The sequence below is a fragment of the Flavobacterium sp. AC267 genome, assembly GCF_979258715.1.
Window position 1 is genome coordinate 540,125 of sequence record NZ_OZ409875.1, and the last position, 16,570, is coordinate 556,694.

A 16,570-nucleotide genomic window follows, 5' to 3' on the forward strand; every position below is an offset into this window, starting at 1 on the left:
TTTATCTGTCAAACAATAATCTTTTACCTGCTCTTGTATCTTTTACTTTGAAATTATTATATACTAATTCCCCGTTCACAAAAGTATGCGTAATTCTAGATTTGAAAGTAAAGTTTTCAAAAGGCGACCAGCCGCATTTGTATAAAATGTTTTCTTGTTTTACACTCCAAGGCAAACTTGGATTTACAATAACCAAATCGGCGTGATATCCTTCTTTAATAAATCCTCTTTTTTCAATTTTGAAAATCTTAGCCGGATTGTGGCACATTTTTTCCACTATCTTTTCTACGCTTATTTTTCCTTGGTGATGTGCTTCAAACATTGCCACAACAGCATGCTGTACAAGCGGCCCTCCAGAAGGCGCATTTAAATACGACTGCATTTTTTCTTCTTTGGTATGAGGCGCGTGATCTGTAGCAATTACATCAATTCGTCCGTCATTCAAAGCTTTCCAAAGTTCAGCACGATCTTCTGCAGTTTTTACTGCTGGATTCCATTTTATAAAATTACCTTTTGTTTTATAATCTTCATCTGTAAACCACAAATGATGCACACAAACCTCAGCGGTAATTTTCTTATCTTCTAACGGAATTTTATTCGTAAACAATTCCATTTCTTTCGCAGTTGAAAGATGGAAAATATGAAGTCTTGCTCCAGTGCGTTTCGCCAAAGCTACCGCTTTTGAAGAGGAAATATAACACGCTTCGGCACTTCTAATTAAATTGTGAGCCGTTACTGGAACATCTTCTCCGTATTGCTCTTTAAAAGCGACAAGATTATTTTTAATGGTAGTTTCGTCTTCACAGTGCACCGCAATTAACATTGGTGTACTTGAAAAAATTCTCTCTAAAACAGCCTCATTATCCACCAGCATATTTCCTGTTGATGAACCTAGGAAAATTTTAATTCCCGCAACATTCTTTGGATTCGTTTTTAAAACTTCTTCCAAATTATCGTTTGTTGCACCCATCATAAACGAATAATTCGCAAATGATTTCTGAGCGGCAATTTGGTATTTATCTTCTAAAATTTCTTGGGTAACTGCATTCGGAACCGTGTTTGGTCGCTCAATAAAAGAAGTGATTCCTCCCGCAACAGTCGCGCGAGATTCAGACTCAATATCTCCTTTATGCGTTAATCCCGGCTCTCTAAAGTGAACCTGATCGTCTATTGCTCCCGGCATTAAATAACTGCCTTCAGCATCTATTACAATACAATCTGATGTTTTTAATGAAATGCTGTCTGCAATTTCAACAATCAAATCATTTTCTATTAAAACATCCCCTTCAAAAATTGTCCCTTCGTTTACAATTTTGGCATTTTTTATTAAAATCCTGTTCATGATGGCTGGTTTATAATGAATTGACTAATTTTCTTAATCTTAGCGAAATTACTCCAAGTATAGCTTCCTTAATAATAGCATTACTCATTTTAGAAACTCCTTTTGTTCTATCTGTAAAGATAATAGGAACTTCTGTAATTTGAAATTTTGCACAGTATGTTCTGTATTTCATTTCGATTTGAAATGCATACCCCACAAATTTGATTTTATTTAAATTGATTTTCTCCAGAACTTCTCTTTTGTAACAAACAAATCCTGCAGTTGCATCATGAATCTTCATTCCGGTAATAAATTTTACATAAACAGAAGCAAAATACGACATCAAAACGCGGCTCAAAGGCCAGTTGACAACATTTACCCCAGTTACATAACGAGAACCAATTGCAAGATCTGCACCACCAAAATGGCAGGCATCATACAATTTTTCAAGATCATTTGGATTGTGTGAAAAGTCAGCATCCATTTCAAAAATAAATTGATAATCACGTTCCAAAGCCCATTTAAAGCCATGAACATATGCTGTTCCTAAACCTGATTTTTTAGTTCTTTGTTCTAAAAAAAGTCTCTCAGGAAATTCTTCCTGTAATGCAATTACTTTATTTGCAGTATGGTCAGGAGAATTGTCATCAATAATCAGCAGATGAAAAGATTTATGCTGTGAAAGTACTGCTCTTATTATACTTTCTATATTCTCAATTTCGTTATATGTGGGAATTATGACAATACTATCATTCATTTTTTCTCGGTAATTTCCCCGCAAAAGTAAACTTTTTATAGCATTTGATTCATAATAAATATATAATAAAAGTATTGCATCAAAAAATTACTAATTTTGTAACGCTATGATTGAACAACTTCATCCTCGAATTCTTGAAAACAAAGACTGGGCAACACTTTTGTTTGTGCTGACCTTTGCTGTTGTTGCCATGACAAAATCTGCTTACGAAACTAGATTCAGTGAATTTAGTAAACTTATTTTTTCTGACAAATACGCTAAAATTTATCGCGACAACAACCATCTAAAAAGCGACTTTACAGTTGGTTTATTTTTTGTACAAATTGTTTCGTATGCATTTTTTATTCTGCTTACCATGAACATTTTTGGAGAGGCGTCTAAAACCGACTGGATTTTGTTTATCCAGATTGCAACTTTTCTTCTTTATTTCATTTTAGGAAAGTATTTAATTGAGAAAATTGTAGCGACTTCTTTCAATATTGACGATTTTGTAGAACTATTTAACTTACAAAAAGTAACTTATAGGACCTATATAGGCGTTTTGATCCTTCCAATCAATGCAATTTTGTTCTATTACAATAATATTCCACAAATCATACCGCTTGTAATCATTGGTATATCGCTGTGTATTAGTGTATACTCTTACTTTATTTCAATTAAAACATATCAAAACGTAATTATCGGTAAGTTATTTTATTTTATTTTGTATCTTTGCGCTCTTGAAATAGCCCCTTATTATTTTCTATATTATTGGATAACAAAAGGGAGTGCTTAGAAAATGTTTATAATATGAAAGTGAAAACAATTTTGGTGTCACAGCCTGAACCTAAAGTGGAGAATTCTCCTTACTTTGAGCTCCAACAAAAACACAAAATAAAAATTGATTTCAGACCATTTATTCATGTGGAAGGGGTTAGCGCAAAAGAGATTCGATTGCAAAAAATCGATCTTAATCATTACACTGCGATCATTTTAACAAGTCGAAATGCTGTAGATCATTTTTTTAGAGTTGCTGATGAAATGCGTTACAAAGTTCCTGAAGGATTGAAGTATTTTTGTCAATCTGAAGCTGTTGCGTTTTACCTTCAAAAGTATGTTGTGTACAGAAAACGTAAAATTTACGTTGGAGCAAAAGATTTTGCAGATTTATCTCCGCTTATTAAGAAGTACAAAGACGAGAAATTCTTACTTCCTGCATCTGATCAATTAAATGCAGATGCGCCTGTAACACTAAACAATCTTAAAGTAGATTGGGCACAAGCTATTTTTTACAGAACTGTAATGAGTGATTTATCTGATTTAGCTGATGTTTATTATGACGTTCTAGCTTTTTTCAGCCCAACCGGAATTAAATCTTTGTTTAAGAATTTCCCAGATTTCAAACAAAATGATACCAGAATCGCGGTATTTGGAAGCACAACTCAGAAAGAGGCTTTAGATCATGGTTTAAGAATCGATATTCTTGCTCCAACTCCTGAAACTCCGTCTATGACAATGGCTTTAGAAAAATACGTTGCCGAAGCAAACAAAGGAAAATAAAACCTTCAAAAATATACAATCTTTTAAAATCCAAATTCCAACTTAATCACTTGGGATTTGGATTTTTTTCTTTTTAATACCCGTGGTTGAAACCACGGGCTATATTCTTAGAACTGGATTCGAAGCTTCCGAATAAATATTGAAATTTGGAATTTCTCCCGAGGCTTCGGGATTGGAATTTTCTTTTTCATTAGCCTTCCACGGTTGAAACCACGGGCTATGTTTTAAATTTGACACAGGAAAAAATTGGAATTTGGAATTTCTCCCGAGGCTTCGGGATTGGAATTTTATTTTCACTAGCCTCCCACGGTTGAAACCGCGGGCTATATTTTTGGAATTTTAGATTTCCAAAACCCAACCCAAATTCTACATCCAATTTATATTCCATAGGAATATCTCATTGGTAGAATAAAATGGAAATGTTCGTACGTGTCCTGTAGGGACACTTGTTTGTACAAAAATATACACATTCTTTAATCAAACGTTCCTACGGAACGTAAATTTATAATTCTAATTTAGTTCTACCGACGAGACATTCCTATGGAATGAATTGTATCTGATTAACAATATCCCAATTGTGAAATTGAATTGTGTACCCGTGGTTGAAACCGTGGGCTATATTTTGAATTTGACACAAAGCTTCAGGAAAAAATTGGAATTTGGAATTTCTCCCGAGGCTTTGGGATTGGAATTTTATTTTTCCCTAGCCTCCCACGGTTGAAACCGTGGGCTATATTTTGAATTTGATACAAAGTTTCAGGATAAAATTGGAATTTGGAATTTCCCCCGACGCTTCTGGATTGGAATTTTATTTTTCACTAGCCTCCCATGGTTGAAACCACGGGCTATATTCTTAGAACTGGATTCGAAGCTTCCGAATAAATATTGGAATTTGGAATTTCTCCCGACGCTTCGGGATTGGAATTTTATTTTTCCCTAGCCTCCCACGGTTGAAGCCGTGGGCTATATTTTGAATTTGATACAAAACTTCAGGATAAAATTGGAATTTGGAATTTCTCCCGAGCCTTGGGATTGGAATTTAAATTTTCAAAATTTGGAATTTTCTTTTTCACAGCATTTTAACTACATTTGATTTCTATCCTAAACCCAAATCACAATAAATAGTTTCAAATTATAAGTTATGAAAATCAACTCCCTCTTAATTGAAATTGACGGTATCGACAAGGAAATCCTTCGTTACTTAATGGAAGATGCCCGAAAGCCAATTTTGCAGATTGCCAATAAAATCGGAATTTCTGGCGCCGCAATTCATCAGCGATTAAAAAAACTAGAACAATCCGGCGTTATTTCAGGATCTAAATTTACCGTTAATCCAAAAGTTTTGGGTTACAACACCATGGCATTTGTCGGTGTGTACCTAGACAAAGCTTCCCGAAATTCTGAAGCCGTTAAAGATTTAAAAAAAATTCCCGAAGTTTTAGAATGTCATTATACCACAGGAAATTGGTCCGTTTTAATTAAAATCATCTGTCGCGATAACGAACATTTGATGCGACTTTTAAATACAAAAATTCAAGCTATAGAAGGGGTTTCAAGAACGGAAACTTTTATTTCGCTGGATCAGCAAATTGATAGACAAATTCAGCTTTAGAAAAAGAAAAACCCAATCCCGAAGCGTCGGGAGAAATTCCAAATTCCAATTAAAAATGAACCTATAAATCATGCTCAACATTCGATCTGAATACAAAACGTTATTCTTTTTTTATAACCTATTTCATTGTAACTTTTATATACGCCAAAATTGACCCTGGAGGCCCTTGCGCACCTGGAACTGGAGCATTTCTTTTTTTTCTTGCCATCCCAATAAGCGTAATTTACACTTTAGCTCTTTTTTACAAATTATATAAATCTGAAGACAAACAATACCTTAATTCCATTTATACTCTTGCAGGACTTTGGATCTTACTTTTTCTTTTATTAAGATTAAATGAATAGCAATAAAAAACCCGACAAGTTTTTTAACCTGTCGGGTTTGTTTAATTTTCCAGCTTTGGAATTTGGAGTTTAAAAAATTGGAATTTCTAAATCTTTAGTTCCTCCTGCTTCCAGAATAAATTGAGATATAGTACAACAACGTTGCTATAGAACCAATTGCGAGCAACCACATACGTTCTTGTCGCCCATTTTAAAGCATCTTTTGCACCCGCTTGCTCTTCTTGTGTGAGCATATGTTTATTTTCCAACCAAGCCAAAGCACGATTACTTGCATCATACTCTACTGGAAGGGTTATAACCGAAAACAATGTTGTAGCCGCAAAAATGATAATTCCAACCAATAATAATTGAGGGAAAACTTTAATCATAAGAATTCCAGCAATTAAAATCCATTGTACATAATTCGAAGCTACACTTACAATAGGCACTAATTTCGAACGCATTGTCAGCCATTCGTAACCAATTGCATGCTTGCACGGCGTGACCACATTCGTGTGCGGCAACCGCAATTGCGTATCGCATTACGGTGGTTGTAAACTGCTTCACTTAAATTTACTGTTTTATCTGAAGGATTATAATGATCTGTTAACTGGCCTGGTGTCGAAATAACACGTACATCTGTAATTCCGTTATCGGCAAGCATTTTTTCGGCAATTTCGGCGCCGCTCATACCGTTTCTTAATTGTAATTTTGAATATAATTCGAATTTACTCTTCAATTGAGAGCTTACCAGCCAGCTGAACAACATTATAGCTCCAGCAATAATTAGATATCCAGATCCCATATTTCTTTTGTGTTTTTTTGATTTAATATTTAAAGTTACAAAACAAACAGCAAAATACGAACCAATTTAACAAAATGTCATTTTGGCATTTTTATGTCCATTTTGTCTCAATTCAACATATTGTTCTTGAGCAGGAAAGCAATTAATTCTGCTACATTTTTCATTTTATATTTCTGAAGGATATTGCGTCGGTGTGTTTGTACCGTTAAAAAACTCAAAAACAAATCGTCTGCAATTTCCTGAGTCGATTTTCCTTGTGAAAGCAATAAAGCAATATCACGTTCCCTCCTGCTTAAAGCTGGAATACGTTCCAAATCTTCAGACAAGGGCTGACTGATTATCGTTTTTACTTCTTCGCTAAAAACAATTTCGCCCTCAATAGCTTTGTAAATGCAGTTTTTAAATTCATCAAAAGAAGCATTTTTTAAAATATAACCATTTCCGCCATTCTGAATAAACTGCATCACCAAACTCCTTTCAGATTGACTGCTCATACCGATAATTACAATTTTAGGATGCTTTTGCTTAATCGTTTTACATAAATCAACTCCATTTATTACCGGCAGGAAAATATCCATTAAAATTAGATCGACTTTATTATCTTCTATATATTCTAAAAGCTTTATACCCGATTCAAATTTTTCTACGATTTTTATAGTATCCAATTCCGATAATAATCCCGCTATTCCCGAAATCACAATTGGATGATCGTCTACAATTACTGTTTTATATGTCATTTTATAGTCTGTAGTTATATCTTCAACTCAATATAAGTTGAAGTTCCTTTATTTATAACCGAATCTATTTCTAATTTACCATTTAGAAATGCAACACGGTTTTTTATATTTCTGAGTCCCATGCCTTCTCGTTTTTCGGCATGTTTTACATTAAATCCAACACCGTTATCTTCTACAGTGATAAAAAAAACATCTTTATTCTGCGAACAGGAAACCAAAATCTGCGATGCTTTTGCATATTTCAAAGAGTTATTTAAAAGTTCCTGAATAATTCTGTAAATCATTATTTCAAGATGTTGAGGCAGTTTTGCTTTTTTAATTAAATACTGAAACTCCACCGTAGTTTCTGAATTGGAATGCGAGACACACAAATCTTTTAATGCATGTTCAAGTCCCAGTTTCATTAAACTTTCGGGCATTAAATTTTGAGAGATATTACGAAGTTCTTTGATCGAATCGTTGAGCATCTCATTAATATTGGGTCTATTTTCCTGATTTTCGCGATCCGCAAGGTTCAAATGCATTTTTAGACCAGAAAGCATACTTCCTAATCCGTCATGGAGATCTCTTGCGATTCTTTTTCTTTCGATTTCTTCTCCTTGAATCAATGCATTTGAAATAGAAAGCTTCTGCTGATTTTCTAGTGCATTTAATTCTTGCCGCAGATTTACCTCTTTCTGAAAACTTAATTTCTTCTGATAATTACTGTAAAGCCATAAAAACAAAACGGTTAAAAATAATAGAAATGAAAGCACCGCAAAAAGCATTGAATTTAATCGGTTATTATTGACTTGTAAAACTGCTTTCTCATTCTCGGACTGCGACAAGGAAATCTTTTTCTCGCTTTCCGCCTTCTTGTATTTTGCTTCTAGTTCTACAATTTCGTTTTTTAAATTGGCATCGTTTAAACTATCATTTATAACATTGTATTTATGCGAATAAAAATAGGCTTTGGAATATTCTTTTGTCGCATTATAAACTTTAGACAATTCTTTGTAGTAATTCTTCTTGTCGATAATAAATGGAGTGTTTTTTACTAAATATTCCAAATTGGCTTTTGCTTTATCGTAATTTTTGAGTTTAAAAAGCACTTCATATTCCGCAAATTTCAATCGGTTTAATGCGATGAAATTACTGTGTTTTGCGACCGAAATGATTCCTTTTTCAAAACTAATAAGCGCTTCGCTGTGCTTATTCTGTCTGGCAAAATAAAGTCCTTCTGAATAGAAATAAGAATCATTTAAATTGGATTCTGGATATTTTTTTAAAATTAAAAAAGCTTTATCCAAAATACTTTTTGCATCATAAAAATGCTTGAGTTCTACTAAATTCTCGGCATTAATAATATAAGTTTCCATTTTGGACTCTCCCAGCGTTGCCGATTTTTTAGTGGTATTTTCGATATATTTCTGGGCTTGATCCAGATATTCTGTTGCTTTTTCCCTTTCGCCATTATTCATAAAAATAATAGCAACCGCTTTATTCAAACCACTGATTAATTCAAAATCGCCACTTCGTTTCGCAATAGGGATTGCTTCATTTACCAGCAATCGCATATACCCATTTTCATTATTTCTCCGTTGCCGCATAATACCGTAATTCTGAAGTATAACTGCCCGAAGTTTGTACGCTTCTTTGTAACGGTATTTTTTAAGTTTTTCATTAGCTTCAAGTAAGGCTTTTTCGAAACCATCTAAATCACCTTTTTCAACAAAACTATAAGCATTATAGTAAAGAGATGCATCTTTTAAGAATGGAAATTTTACTTTTAATCGGTTTGCTTGTTCCAGATATTCCTTAGAACTTTTCGCATCCTGAACCATTAAAAACAATTTGGACAATCGAAAACTATTCAAACTTTTAATACTATCCGACTTTACATTCTTTGTCAACTTAACAATACTGTCAATGTAAACGGTATCATCATCTAACGAAAGAATGACCTGAGAATAGGAAACAATTGAAAAAGATAAACAAAACAAAAAGGCGTAGATTTTCTTCATAAATGGGGGGCATTTACTCAAAGTTATTAAAGCTTAATGACTTTCGAAAAAAAAATAACCTTTTTTACCTGATATCAGGTAAAAAAAATACATTTTATCAGGTATTGATATCTATTTAGTAAGGGTCTAATTTTGTGTAACTATGAATTTTAATTAAAGAATTTTATTATGAAATCGATTTTAAAAACTTTAGCAATTGTATTGACTCTTGCTTTTACAGCAGTTTCTTGCAAGCAGCGACAACGACGATAATGGATCAGGAAGCGGTTCAAGAGACGTGAAATATGAAATAACTGGAAATTATACTGGAAAAACATCTGCTACTTATTTTGAAAAAGGCGGAAATGCATTAAACGAAGACGTTACCAGCCTTCCTTGGACTAAAGAGTTTACTGCAGAGGCGAAATCTTTAGGAGCAACATTAAGCGCTAGTGGATACGGAGGTTCTGCAGGACAAACACTAACTGGAAAAATTTACATTGGCGGAAAATTAGAAAATGAATTAACTGCAACAGCAAACAGTGAAGGAATTATCGTATTATCGCTTACACCTTATGTTTTCCCACAATAAATCTTAGTATTAGAATTTAAATTTTTGTTTTTGGTAAAAGTAAAGCTTCGCAATTTTGCGAAGCTTCTTTTTTATAACTCTAACTGATTGTTGATTTCTTCAAACTTTGCAATCAGACTGTTTATTTTTTCCTGCTGTTTTTTAACTTGTTTCGGACGAAGATAAAACCAGTTAAAACCAATCCAAAGCGACGTAACGCCGTAGGCAATCAAAGCATATAAAACAGTCATTCTGGAAGCATATTCATACATGTACAGACAGATTCCTACCATCAGCAGTACAAAATACCAGCTTAATACTGTGGACTGCATAAAATTCTGTTTCTTTTTAATCTCAATCAATTGCTGTAAATATTCGTGATTGGTTTGATCGGTATCTATGTTTTTATATTTATTCACTAATTTGTTATAAAAAAACAAATAAAACGCCATGGACAAGATTGCCAAAACGATTCCGATTTTTGTCGAAATAAACTGAGGCTGAAAATAACACCAAATAAAAATAATAAATACAGAGGTTATTGAAAGCAGAATATTAGTAACCCATAAGCCTCGAACTGCCGATTTTTTAAACTGTTTTAATCTCGCCATCAAATCTTCGATATTAGGCTGACTTACGGTTTGTTTTTTCCATAAATCTTTGAAGTCTATATTATTGTCGTCCATTTTCTTTAAATTTTTGAGTCAATTTTTCTTTAATTCTGTGAATTTTCACTCTTACATTTGCTTCAGAAAGTCCCACGATTTTGGCAATTTCTGACTGTCTTACATCTTCTAATTCCAGCGAAATAATGATACGTTCCGTTTCTGGTAATGCGGCAATACATTTATATAAAAACTGAATTTGAGGTTCTAATGAAATTTGCTTTTCTTCTGAGAGGTGAACGGGCAGATCTGATTTCGGAAACCGTTTTTGTTTTTCAATCTGTTTCAAGCAATTGTTAGAAGCAATTCTGAAAATCCAGGTTCCAATAGAAGATTCATTTCTAAAAGTTTCCAGCTTCTGCCAGACAATTATAAACGTTTCCTGAGTTAAATCCTGCGCCGCATCATAATCGTTTACAAAACCCATGCAAAGCCTGAAAATCCGTTCCCAATATGTTTTATAGATATCTTCGAATTCCATTTTAAGATTTTATAAAATTATTTAATTGTGCCAAATACCATTCTTTATCGTCATACATTATAAAATGCAAACCTTTACCCGCATATTGAAATTTAGCTGTTTTCAGCTTTTCATACTGCCCTTCAATTGCCGGTTTTAAATTTATAAAATAAGATTCTAATAAAATTAATGACAGACATTTTATAGTCGCAATTCTTTCTCTTAAATCAACATTAAAGAAATCACAATATACTTCTGAGAAAGTTTTACGATCAGATTTTACACTCCAGTCCACAACCATTTCTAGTTTTGAAGTATCTTGCAAAAGTCTTGGCATGGTTTGTTTCTGCATATCATAAAACTGCGTTTCGTTCATCGCCGCCATTTGAGTTACCATCGGAGAACAGTCATTATTTTCTTTTGATTTAAAAGAAGGATCACTCAAAGTCGCCAAACACGGAAGCGCGTCTACAACGACTATTTTACCAATTAATTCTGGATAATCTGAAGCGATTGCCAATGCAAGTCCGCCGCCCATACTGTGACCAACCAGAATTGGTTTTTCGATTTTATTGTCTTTGATATAATTGGCGATTCCCGCTTTCCAATTTTCAAAAGAAGGATTTGGCTGTGGTTTTACTCCGGCAAATCCAGCCATTGTAAGCGTATAACAAGTAAAATCTTTTTCGAATGCCGCTTTGGTGTCGTTCCAAACTTCTCCAGAAGAAGCAAATCCAGGAATGAATATAATAGATTGTTTTCCTTTTCCTGTTTTAATTACTTGAAAGGATATGATTTTGTTTGTGCAAAAACATTGATACATAATGCAGAAAATAAAAGGGCGATAATTAAAATATACTTTTTCATTTTTTAATAGTTTTAAGTTGTTAATTTAATCGGATCCGCCCTTTGGATACTAGAACTATTAAAATGTTACAACGGAAATGAAAATTTCAATAAAAAAAATTCAAAATCCCAATTATGGGGAGGGAAATTCCAATCCCGAAGCCTCGGGATAAATTCCAAATTCCAATTATGGCGAGGAAAATTCCAATAAAAAAATCCAAATTCCAATTTGAATTCGTGGCGGAAAAAGTCAAAGAAATAACGCAATCTCGTCAATCCTGACGGAGGAAGGATCGCACTAGAAGCTCGACAAAGAAAATCTACAGCCATAGTTTTGTCATCCTGAGGAACGAAGGATCACACTAGAAATTCAATAAAGTAATTCCGTAAAGTAAAACAGCCAATCTTTGTCGATCACCGAGTGTGATCCTTCGTTCCTCAGGATGACAGACTGGAAGTGAAAAAATTCCGAATTCCAATTATGGTGAGGGAAATTCCAATCTCGAAGCCTCGGGATAAATTCCAAATTCCAATTATGGAGAGGGAAATTCCAATTTGAATTCGGGGCGGAAAAAGTCAAAGAAATAACGCAATCTTGTCAATCCTGACGGAGGAAGGATCGCACTAGAAGCTCGACAAAGAAAATCTATAGCCATAGTTTTGTCATCCTGAGGAACGAAGGATCACACTAGAAACTCAATAAAGTAATTCCGTAAAGTAAAACAGCCAATCTTTGTCGATCCCCGAGTGTGATCCTTCGTTCCTCAGGATGACAAACTGGATGTAAAAAAAAATCCAAATTCCAATTGTAGGGAAGGAAATTTCAATCCCGAAGCCTCGGAATAAAATCCAAATTCCAATTATGGAGAGGGAAATTCCAATAAAAAAATCCAAATTCCAATTTGAATTCGTGGCGGAAAAAGTCAAAGAAATACCGCAATCTTGTCATCCTGACGAAGGAAGGATCACACTAGAAGCTCGACAAAGATTGAGGAATTACTTTGCGGAGTAACGCGTGTGATCCTTCGTCCCTCAGGATGACAAACTGGAAGAAAAAAAAATCCAAATTCCAATTATGGAGAGGGAAATTCCAACCCCGAAGCCTCAGGATAAATTCCAAATTCCAATTATGGTGAGGAAAATTCCAATTTGAATTCGTGGCGGAAAAAGTCAAAGAAATAACGCAATCTCGTCAATCCTGACGGAGGAAGGATCGCACTAGAAGCTCGACAAAGAAAATCTACAGCCATAGTTTTGTCATCCTGAGGAACGAAGGATCACACTAGAAACTCAATAAAGGAATTCCGTAAAGTAAAACAGCCAATCCTTGTCGATCCCCGAGTGTGATCCTTCGTTCCTCAGGATGACAAACTGGAAGTAAAAAAAATCCAAATTCCAATTGTGGAGGGAAATTCCAATCCCGAAGCCTCGGGATAAAATCCAAATTCCAATTATGGTGAGGAAAATTCCAATTAAAAAAATCCAAATTCCAATTTGAATTCGGGGCGGAAAAAGTCAAAGAAATACCGCAATCTTGTTATCCTGACGAAGGAAGGATCGCACTAGAAGCTCGACAAAGATTGAGGAATTACTTTGCGGAGTAACGCGTGTGATCCTTCGTTCCTCAGGATGACAAACTATACGCAGTTTCACTTCGAAGTAGTGGATTTAGACTCATTTTTGTCCGTCTGAGCGAAATCGAAGACCTTTAATAATGCAAAAGTCTTAGACTTCGCTCAGGACGACAACTGCACAAAAAAAATCCCAAACCCCAATCGTAAAATTGGAATTTGGAATTTATAATTTATCCCGAGGCTTCGGGATTGGAATTTTAAATTAACCTACAAGATTAATGATCTTTCCTGGAACGATTATCACTTTATTTGGAGTTCTTCCGTCTAATTGTTTTTGTGTTCTTTCGTCTTTCATTACGATTTCTTCGATTTGTTCTTTGGTTAAATCCAAAGGCAATTCGATTGTGAAACGCATTTTTCCGTTGAAAGAAACTGGATATTCTTTATTCGTTTCAATTAAATGATTGGCATCAAAAACTGGAAACGCCACTTCAGAAATTGAAGTTTTATGTCCTAACTGCGACCATAATTCTTCTGCAATATGCGGTGCATATGGCGAAACCAAAATAGCCAATGGCTCTAAGATCGCTCTTGAATGACAATTTTGAGATGACAATTCGTTCACACAAATCATAAACTGAGAAACCGAAGTATTGAAAGAGAAATTCTCAATATCGTCAGCCACTTTTTTGATGGTTTTATGTAAAGATTTTAAGTTGTCTTTTGTTGGTTCGTCGTTGTTTACGATTAAACCGCTATTTTCATCAAAATACAATCTCCAAAGTTTTTTCAAGAAACCAAAAACTCCTGATATACCAGCAGTATTCCAAGGTTTTGCCTGCTCTAACGGACCTAAAAACATTTCGTATAAACGCAATGTATCAGCACCATATTCATCGCAAATATCATCTGGCGTTACAACATTGTATTTCGATTTTGACATTTTTTCAACTTCGCGAGACACAATGAATCCTTCGTCTTCATCTTTTACCAAAACAACTTCTCTATATTCTTCTCTCCAATTTTTAAATTTTTCCGTATCTAATTCATCTGAAGAATTAACCATCGATACATCCACATGTATTTGATTTAGAGAAAATTCTGGCGCATCTTTAAAATCATCCTTATTATACTTTTGTATTAGAGATAAAATTTTACCGTCTGTTTCTGTATAAGCAAATGTTTCTGACTTAAAAACATCCTTTTTAATACTTTCTGAAGATTTTTTAAAAGTGTTTTTATCTACGATAATCGGGTTTTTCAACTTAACATATTGTCTATCCCCTTCAACTGAATAATATGCAGAAACTTCATAAACAAAAGCACTTGTACCCAAAATCATTCCCTGATTGATCAGTTTTTTGAATGGTTCTTCGGTTGGAGCGAAACCTTTGTCTTTTAAGAATTTGTTCCAGAAACGAGAATACAATAAGTGTCCGGTTGCGTGTTCACTTCCTCCAATATACAAATCAACACTTTCCCAATAAGCCAAAGCTTCTTTGCTTGCAAATTCTTTTTCATTGTGCGCATCCATGTAACGCATCCAGTACCATGAACTTCCCGCCCATCCTGGCATAGTGTTCAATTCAAGAGGAAAAATTTCGAAATTATCAACTAAATCAGTATTTACAACTTCATTATTTTTAGTATCCCAAGCCCAAATTGTTGCGTTTCCTAACGGAGGCAGACCGTCTTCGGTTGGTAAATATTTCTCTACTTCAGGCAAAATAATTGGCAAATGTTCTGCACTGATCATTTTCGGCAGTCCGTTTACGTAATAAACTGGGAAAGGTTCACCCCAATAACGCTGACGAGAGAAAACAGCATCACGCAAACGGTAATTTGTTTTTCCTGTTCCCTGACCGATTTCTTCTAATTTAGCAATTGCTTTTTTAGTCGCGTCTTTATAATTTAATCCGTTTAAGAAATCAGAATTAGCGATTTCTACGTTGTCTTTTGATCCGTAAGCCGCTTCAGAAATATCAACATTTGCGAAGATATTTTTAATGTCCTGCATACCCAGATTTCCTTTAAAGAAATTAGCAAAAGCGTAATCTCTTTCGTCGCCGCAAGGAACCGCCATTACAGCACCAGTTCCGTAACCTGCCAAAACGTAATCGCCAATCCAAACTGGAATGGCTTCTTTTGTAAAAGGATGTTCTGCATAAGCTCCAGTAAATACACCAGAAATAGTTTTTACATCGGCCATACGCTCACGTTCAGAACGTTTTGCTGTTTTTTCGATATACGCTTCAACTGCGACTTTTTGTTCTGGAGTTGTAATTTTAGCTACCAAATCATGTTCTGGTGCCAAAGTCATAAAAGTTACTCCAAAGATTGTATCAGGACGAGTTGTGAATACTTCAATAAAGTTTAAAGTCGAATATCCAAAGTCTGAAAGTGCGACTTCACTTTCGACATTCGACTTTTGACTTTTGACTTGAAACTTAACCAAAGCCCCAACCGATTTCCCGATCCAGTTTCTTTGAGATTCTTTTATAGATTCACTCCAATCAATATCATTTAGACCTTGAAGCAAGCGTTCGGCATAAGCAGAAATTCGCATACTCCATTGTGTCATTTTTTTTCTTATAACAGGAAAACCTCCACGCTCCGAAACTCCGTTTACAATTTCGTCATTTGCCAAAACAGTTCCTAAACCAGGGCACCAGTTTACTTCAGTTTCTGCCAAATACGTCATTCTGTATTGCGACGAAGATTTTTTCTTTTTGATCTTCAGAATAAGAATTCCATTCTTCAGCACTAAAAATCGCAACGTTATCGTCGCAAACTGCTTCAACCAATGCATTACCGCTTTCTTCAAAAACAGTTATAAGTTCTGAAATATCAAATGCTTTTCCTTGTTTTTTACAATACCAAGAATTAAACAATTGAATAAAAATCCATTGTGTATGTTTGTAATAATCTGGATTTGAAGTTCGTACTTCACGGCTCCAATCAAATGAAAACCCAATTTTATCTAATTGTTTTCTGTATCCTGCAATTTGCTTTCCTTCTTTATCAACTCCTCCGTCAATATTAACGCGCGTTGTATCTTCTGGACGCTGTCCCGTCTGAATCGCATATTGTTCTGCCGGCAATCCGAAACTGTCGTAACCCATTGGATGCAAAACATTGAAACCTTGGTGTCTTTTGAAACGAGAATAAACATCTGAAGCTATATATCCCAGCGGATGTCCCACGTGTAATCCTGCCCCTGACGGATAAGGAAACATATCGAGAACATAATGTTTAGGTTTATCAGAGTTGTTTTTTGCTGCAAAAGTTTGATTTTCTGCCCAATATTTTTGCCATTTGGCGTCAATTTCGTTTGGATTGTATTTCATTTTTTAAGGTTCAAAGTTGCAAAGTGACAAA

At 34.6% G+C, this 16,570-nt stretch carries 13 protein-coding genes and 1 pseudogene; 4 read left to right on the top strand and 10 right to left on the bottom strand.

Annotated features, from left to right (window positions below):
* Position 1: 1 nt before the first annotated feature.
* Positions 2-1,342, bottom strand: a complete 1,341-nt coding sequence (locus tag ACZZ95_RS02950) for a dihydroorotase (protein WP_463467952.1) — start codon at positions 1,340-1,342, stop codon at positions 2-4.
* Between the two features lie 10 nt (positions 1,343-1,352).
* Complete coding sequence (locus ACZZ95_RS02955; RefSeq protein WP_095954944.1) at positions 1,353-2,078, bottom strand: polyprenol monophosphomannose synthase; 726 nt, start codon at positions 2,076-2,078, stop codon at positions 1,353-1,355.
* Between the two features lie 106 nt (positions 2,079-2,184).
* On the opposite strand from ACZZ95_RS02955, the gene ACZZ95_RS02960 reads away from it, so the two are divergent.
* The 3 genes from ACZZ95_RS02960 (at position 2,185) to ACZZ95_RS02970 (ending at position 5,229) form a co-directional block, all read left to right on the top strand.
* A complete protein-coding gene (locus ACZZ95_RS02960; protein ID WP_463467953.1) occupies positions 2,185-2,853 on the top strand; it encodes a DUF4271 domain-containing protein in 669 nt (222 codons plus the stop codon).
* Between the two features lie 14 nt (positions 2,854-2,867).
* Complete coding sequence (locus tag ACZZ95_RS02965) at positions 2,868-3,617, top strand: uroporphyrinogen-III synthase (protein WP_095954946.1); 750 nt, start codon at positions 2,868-2,870, stop codon at positions 3,615-3,617.
* A gap of 1,141 nt (positions 3,618-4,758) precedes the next feature.
* Positions 4,759-5,229: an Lrp/AsnC family transcriptional regulator gene (locus ACZZ95_RS02970; protein WP_463467954.1), complete on the top strand. Its 471-nt coding sequence runs from the start codon at positions 4,759-4,761 to the stop codon at positions 5,227-5,229.
* Between the two features lie 438 nt (positions 5,230-5,667).
* Here ACZZ95_RS02970 and ACZZ95_RS02975 read toward each other — a convergent pair.
* From ACZZ95_RS02975 to ACZZ95_RS02985, 3 genes and pseudogenes are all read right to left on the bottom strand, one after another.
* A pseudogene (locus ACZZ95_RS02975) lies at positions 5,668-6,357 on the bottom strand (zinc metallopeptidase).
* A gap of 107 nt (positions 6,358-6,464) precedes the next feature.
* The gene (locus ACZZ95_RS02980) at positions 6,465-7,094 is read right to left on the bottom strand and encodes a response regulator (protein WP_253251129.1); all 630 of its coding nucleotides are present in this window, start codon (positions 7,092-7,094) and stop codon (positions 6,465-6,467) included.
* 14 nt (positions 7,095-7,108) lie between these two features.
* A complete protein-coding gene (locus tag ACZZ95_RS02985) occupies positions 7,109-9,097 on the bottom strand; it encodes an ATP-binding protein (protein WP_463467955.1) in 1,989 nt (662 codons plus the stop codon).
* Positions 9,098-9,305: 208 nt separating this feature from the next.
* Here ACZZ95_RS02985 and ACZZ95_RS02990 point away from each other — a divergent pair, with 208 nt between their 5' ends.
* Positions 9,306-9,668 carry an MmpS family transport accessory protein gene (locus ACZZ95_RS02990; RefSeq protein ID WP_463467956.1) on the top strand — a complete coding sequence of 121 codons (363 nt, stop codon included), beginning with the start codon at positions 9,306-9,308 and terminating at the stop codon, positions 9,666-9,668.
* Positions 9,669-9,739: 71 nt separating this feature from the next.
* Here the strand turns inward: ACZZ95_RS02990 and ACZZ95_RS02995 are convergent, their stop codons facing one another.
* The 5 genes from ACZZ95_RS02995 to ACZZ95_RS03015 form a co-directional block, all read right to left on the bottom strand.
* Positions 9,740-10,333, bottom strand: coding sequence for a hypothetical protein (locus tag ACZZ95_RS02995; RefSeq protein ID WP_463467957.1), 594 nt, complete (start codon positions 10,331-10,333; stop codon positions 9,740-9,742).
* The gene (locus ACZZ95_RS03000; protein WP_463467958.1) at positions 10,320-10,793 is read right to left on the bottom strand and encodes an RNA polymerase sigma factor; all 474 of its coding nucleotides are present in this window, start codon (positions 10,791-10,793) and stop codon (positions 10,320-10,322) included. The genes ACZZ95_RS02995 and ACZZ95_RS03000 overlap by 14 nt, the downstream gene beginning before the upstream one ends.
* A gap of 1 nt (position 10,794) precedes the next feature.
* A complete protein-coding gene (locus tag ACZZ95_RS03005; protein WP_463467959.1) occupies positions 10,795-11,595 on the bottom strand; it encodes an alpha/beta fold hydrolase in 801 nt (266 codons plus the stop codon).
* Positions 11,596-13,454: 1,859 nt separating this feature from the next.
* Entirely contained in the window at positions 13,455-15,893 is a 2,439-nt protein-coding gene (locus ACZZ95_RS03010) for a class I tRNA ligase family protein (RefSeq protein ID WP_463471615.1), read from the bottom strand.
* A complete protein-coding gene (locus tag ACZZ95_RS03015) occupies positions 15,871-16,539 on the bottom strand; it encodes a class I tRNA ligase family protein (RefSeq protein WP_463467960.1) in 669 nt (222 codons plus the stop codon). Before ACZZ95_RS03015 ends, ACZZ95_RS03010 begins: the two co-directional genes overlap by 23 nt.
* Positions 16,540-16,570: the final 31 nt, after the last annotated feature.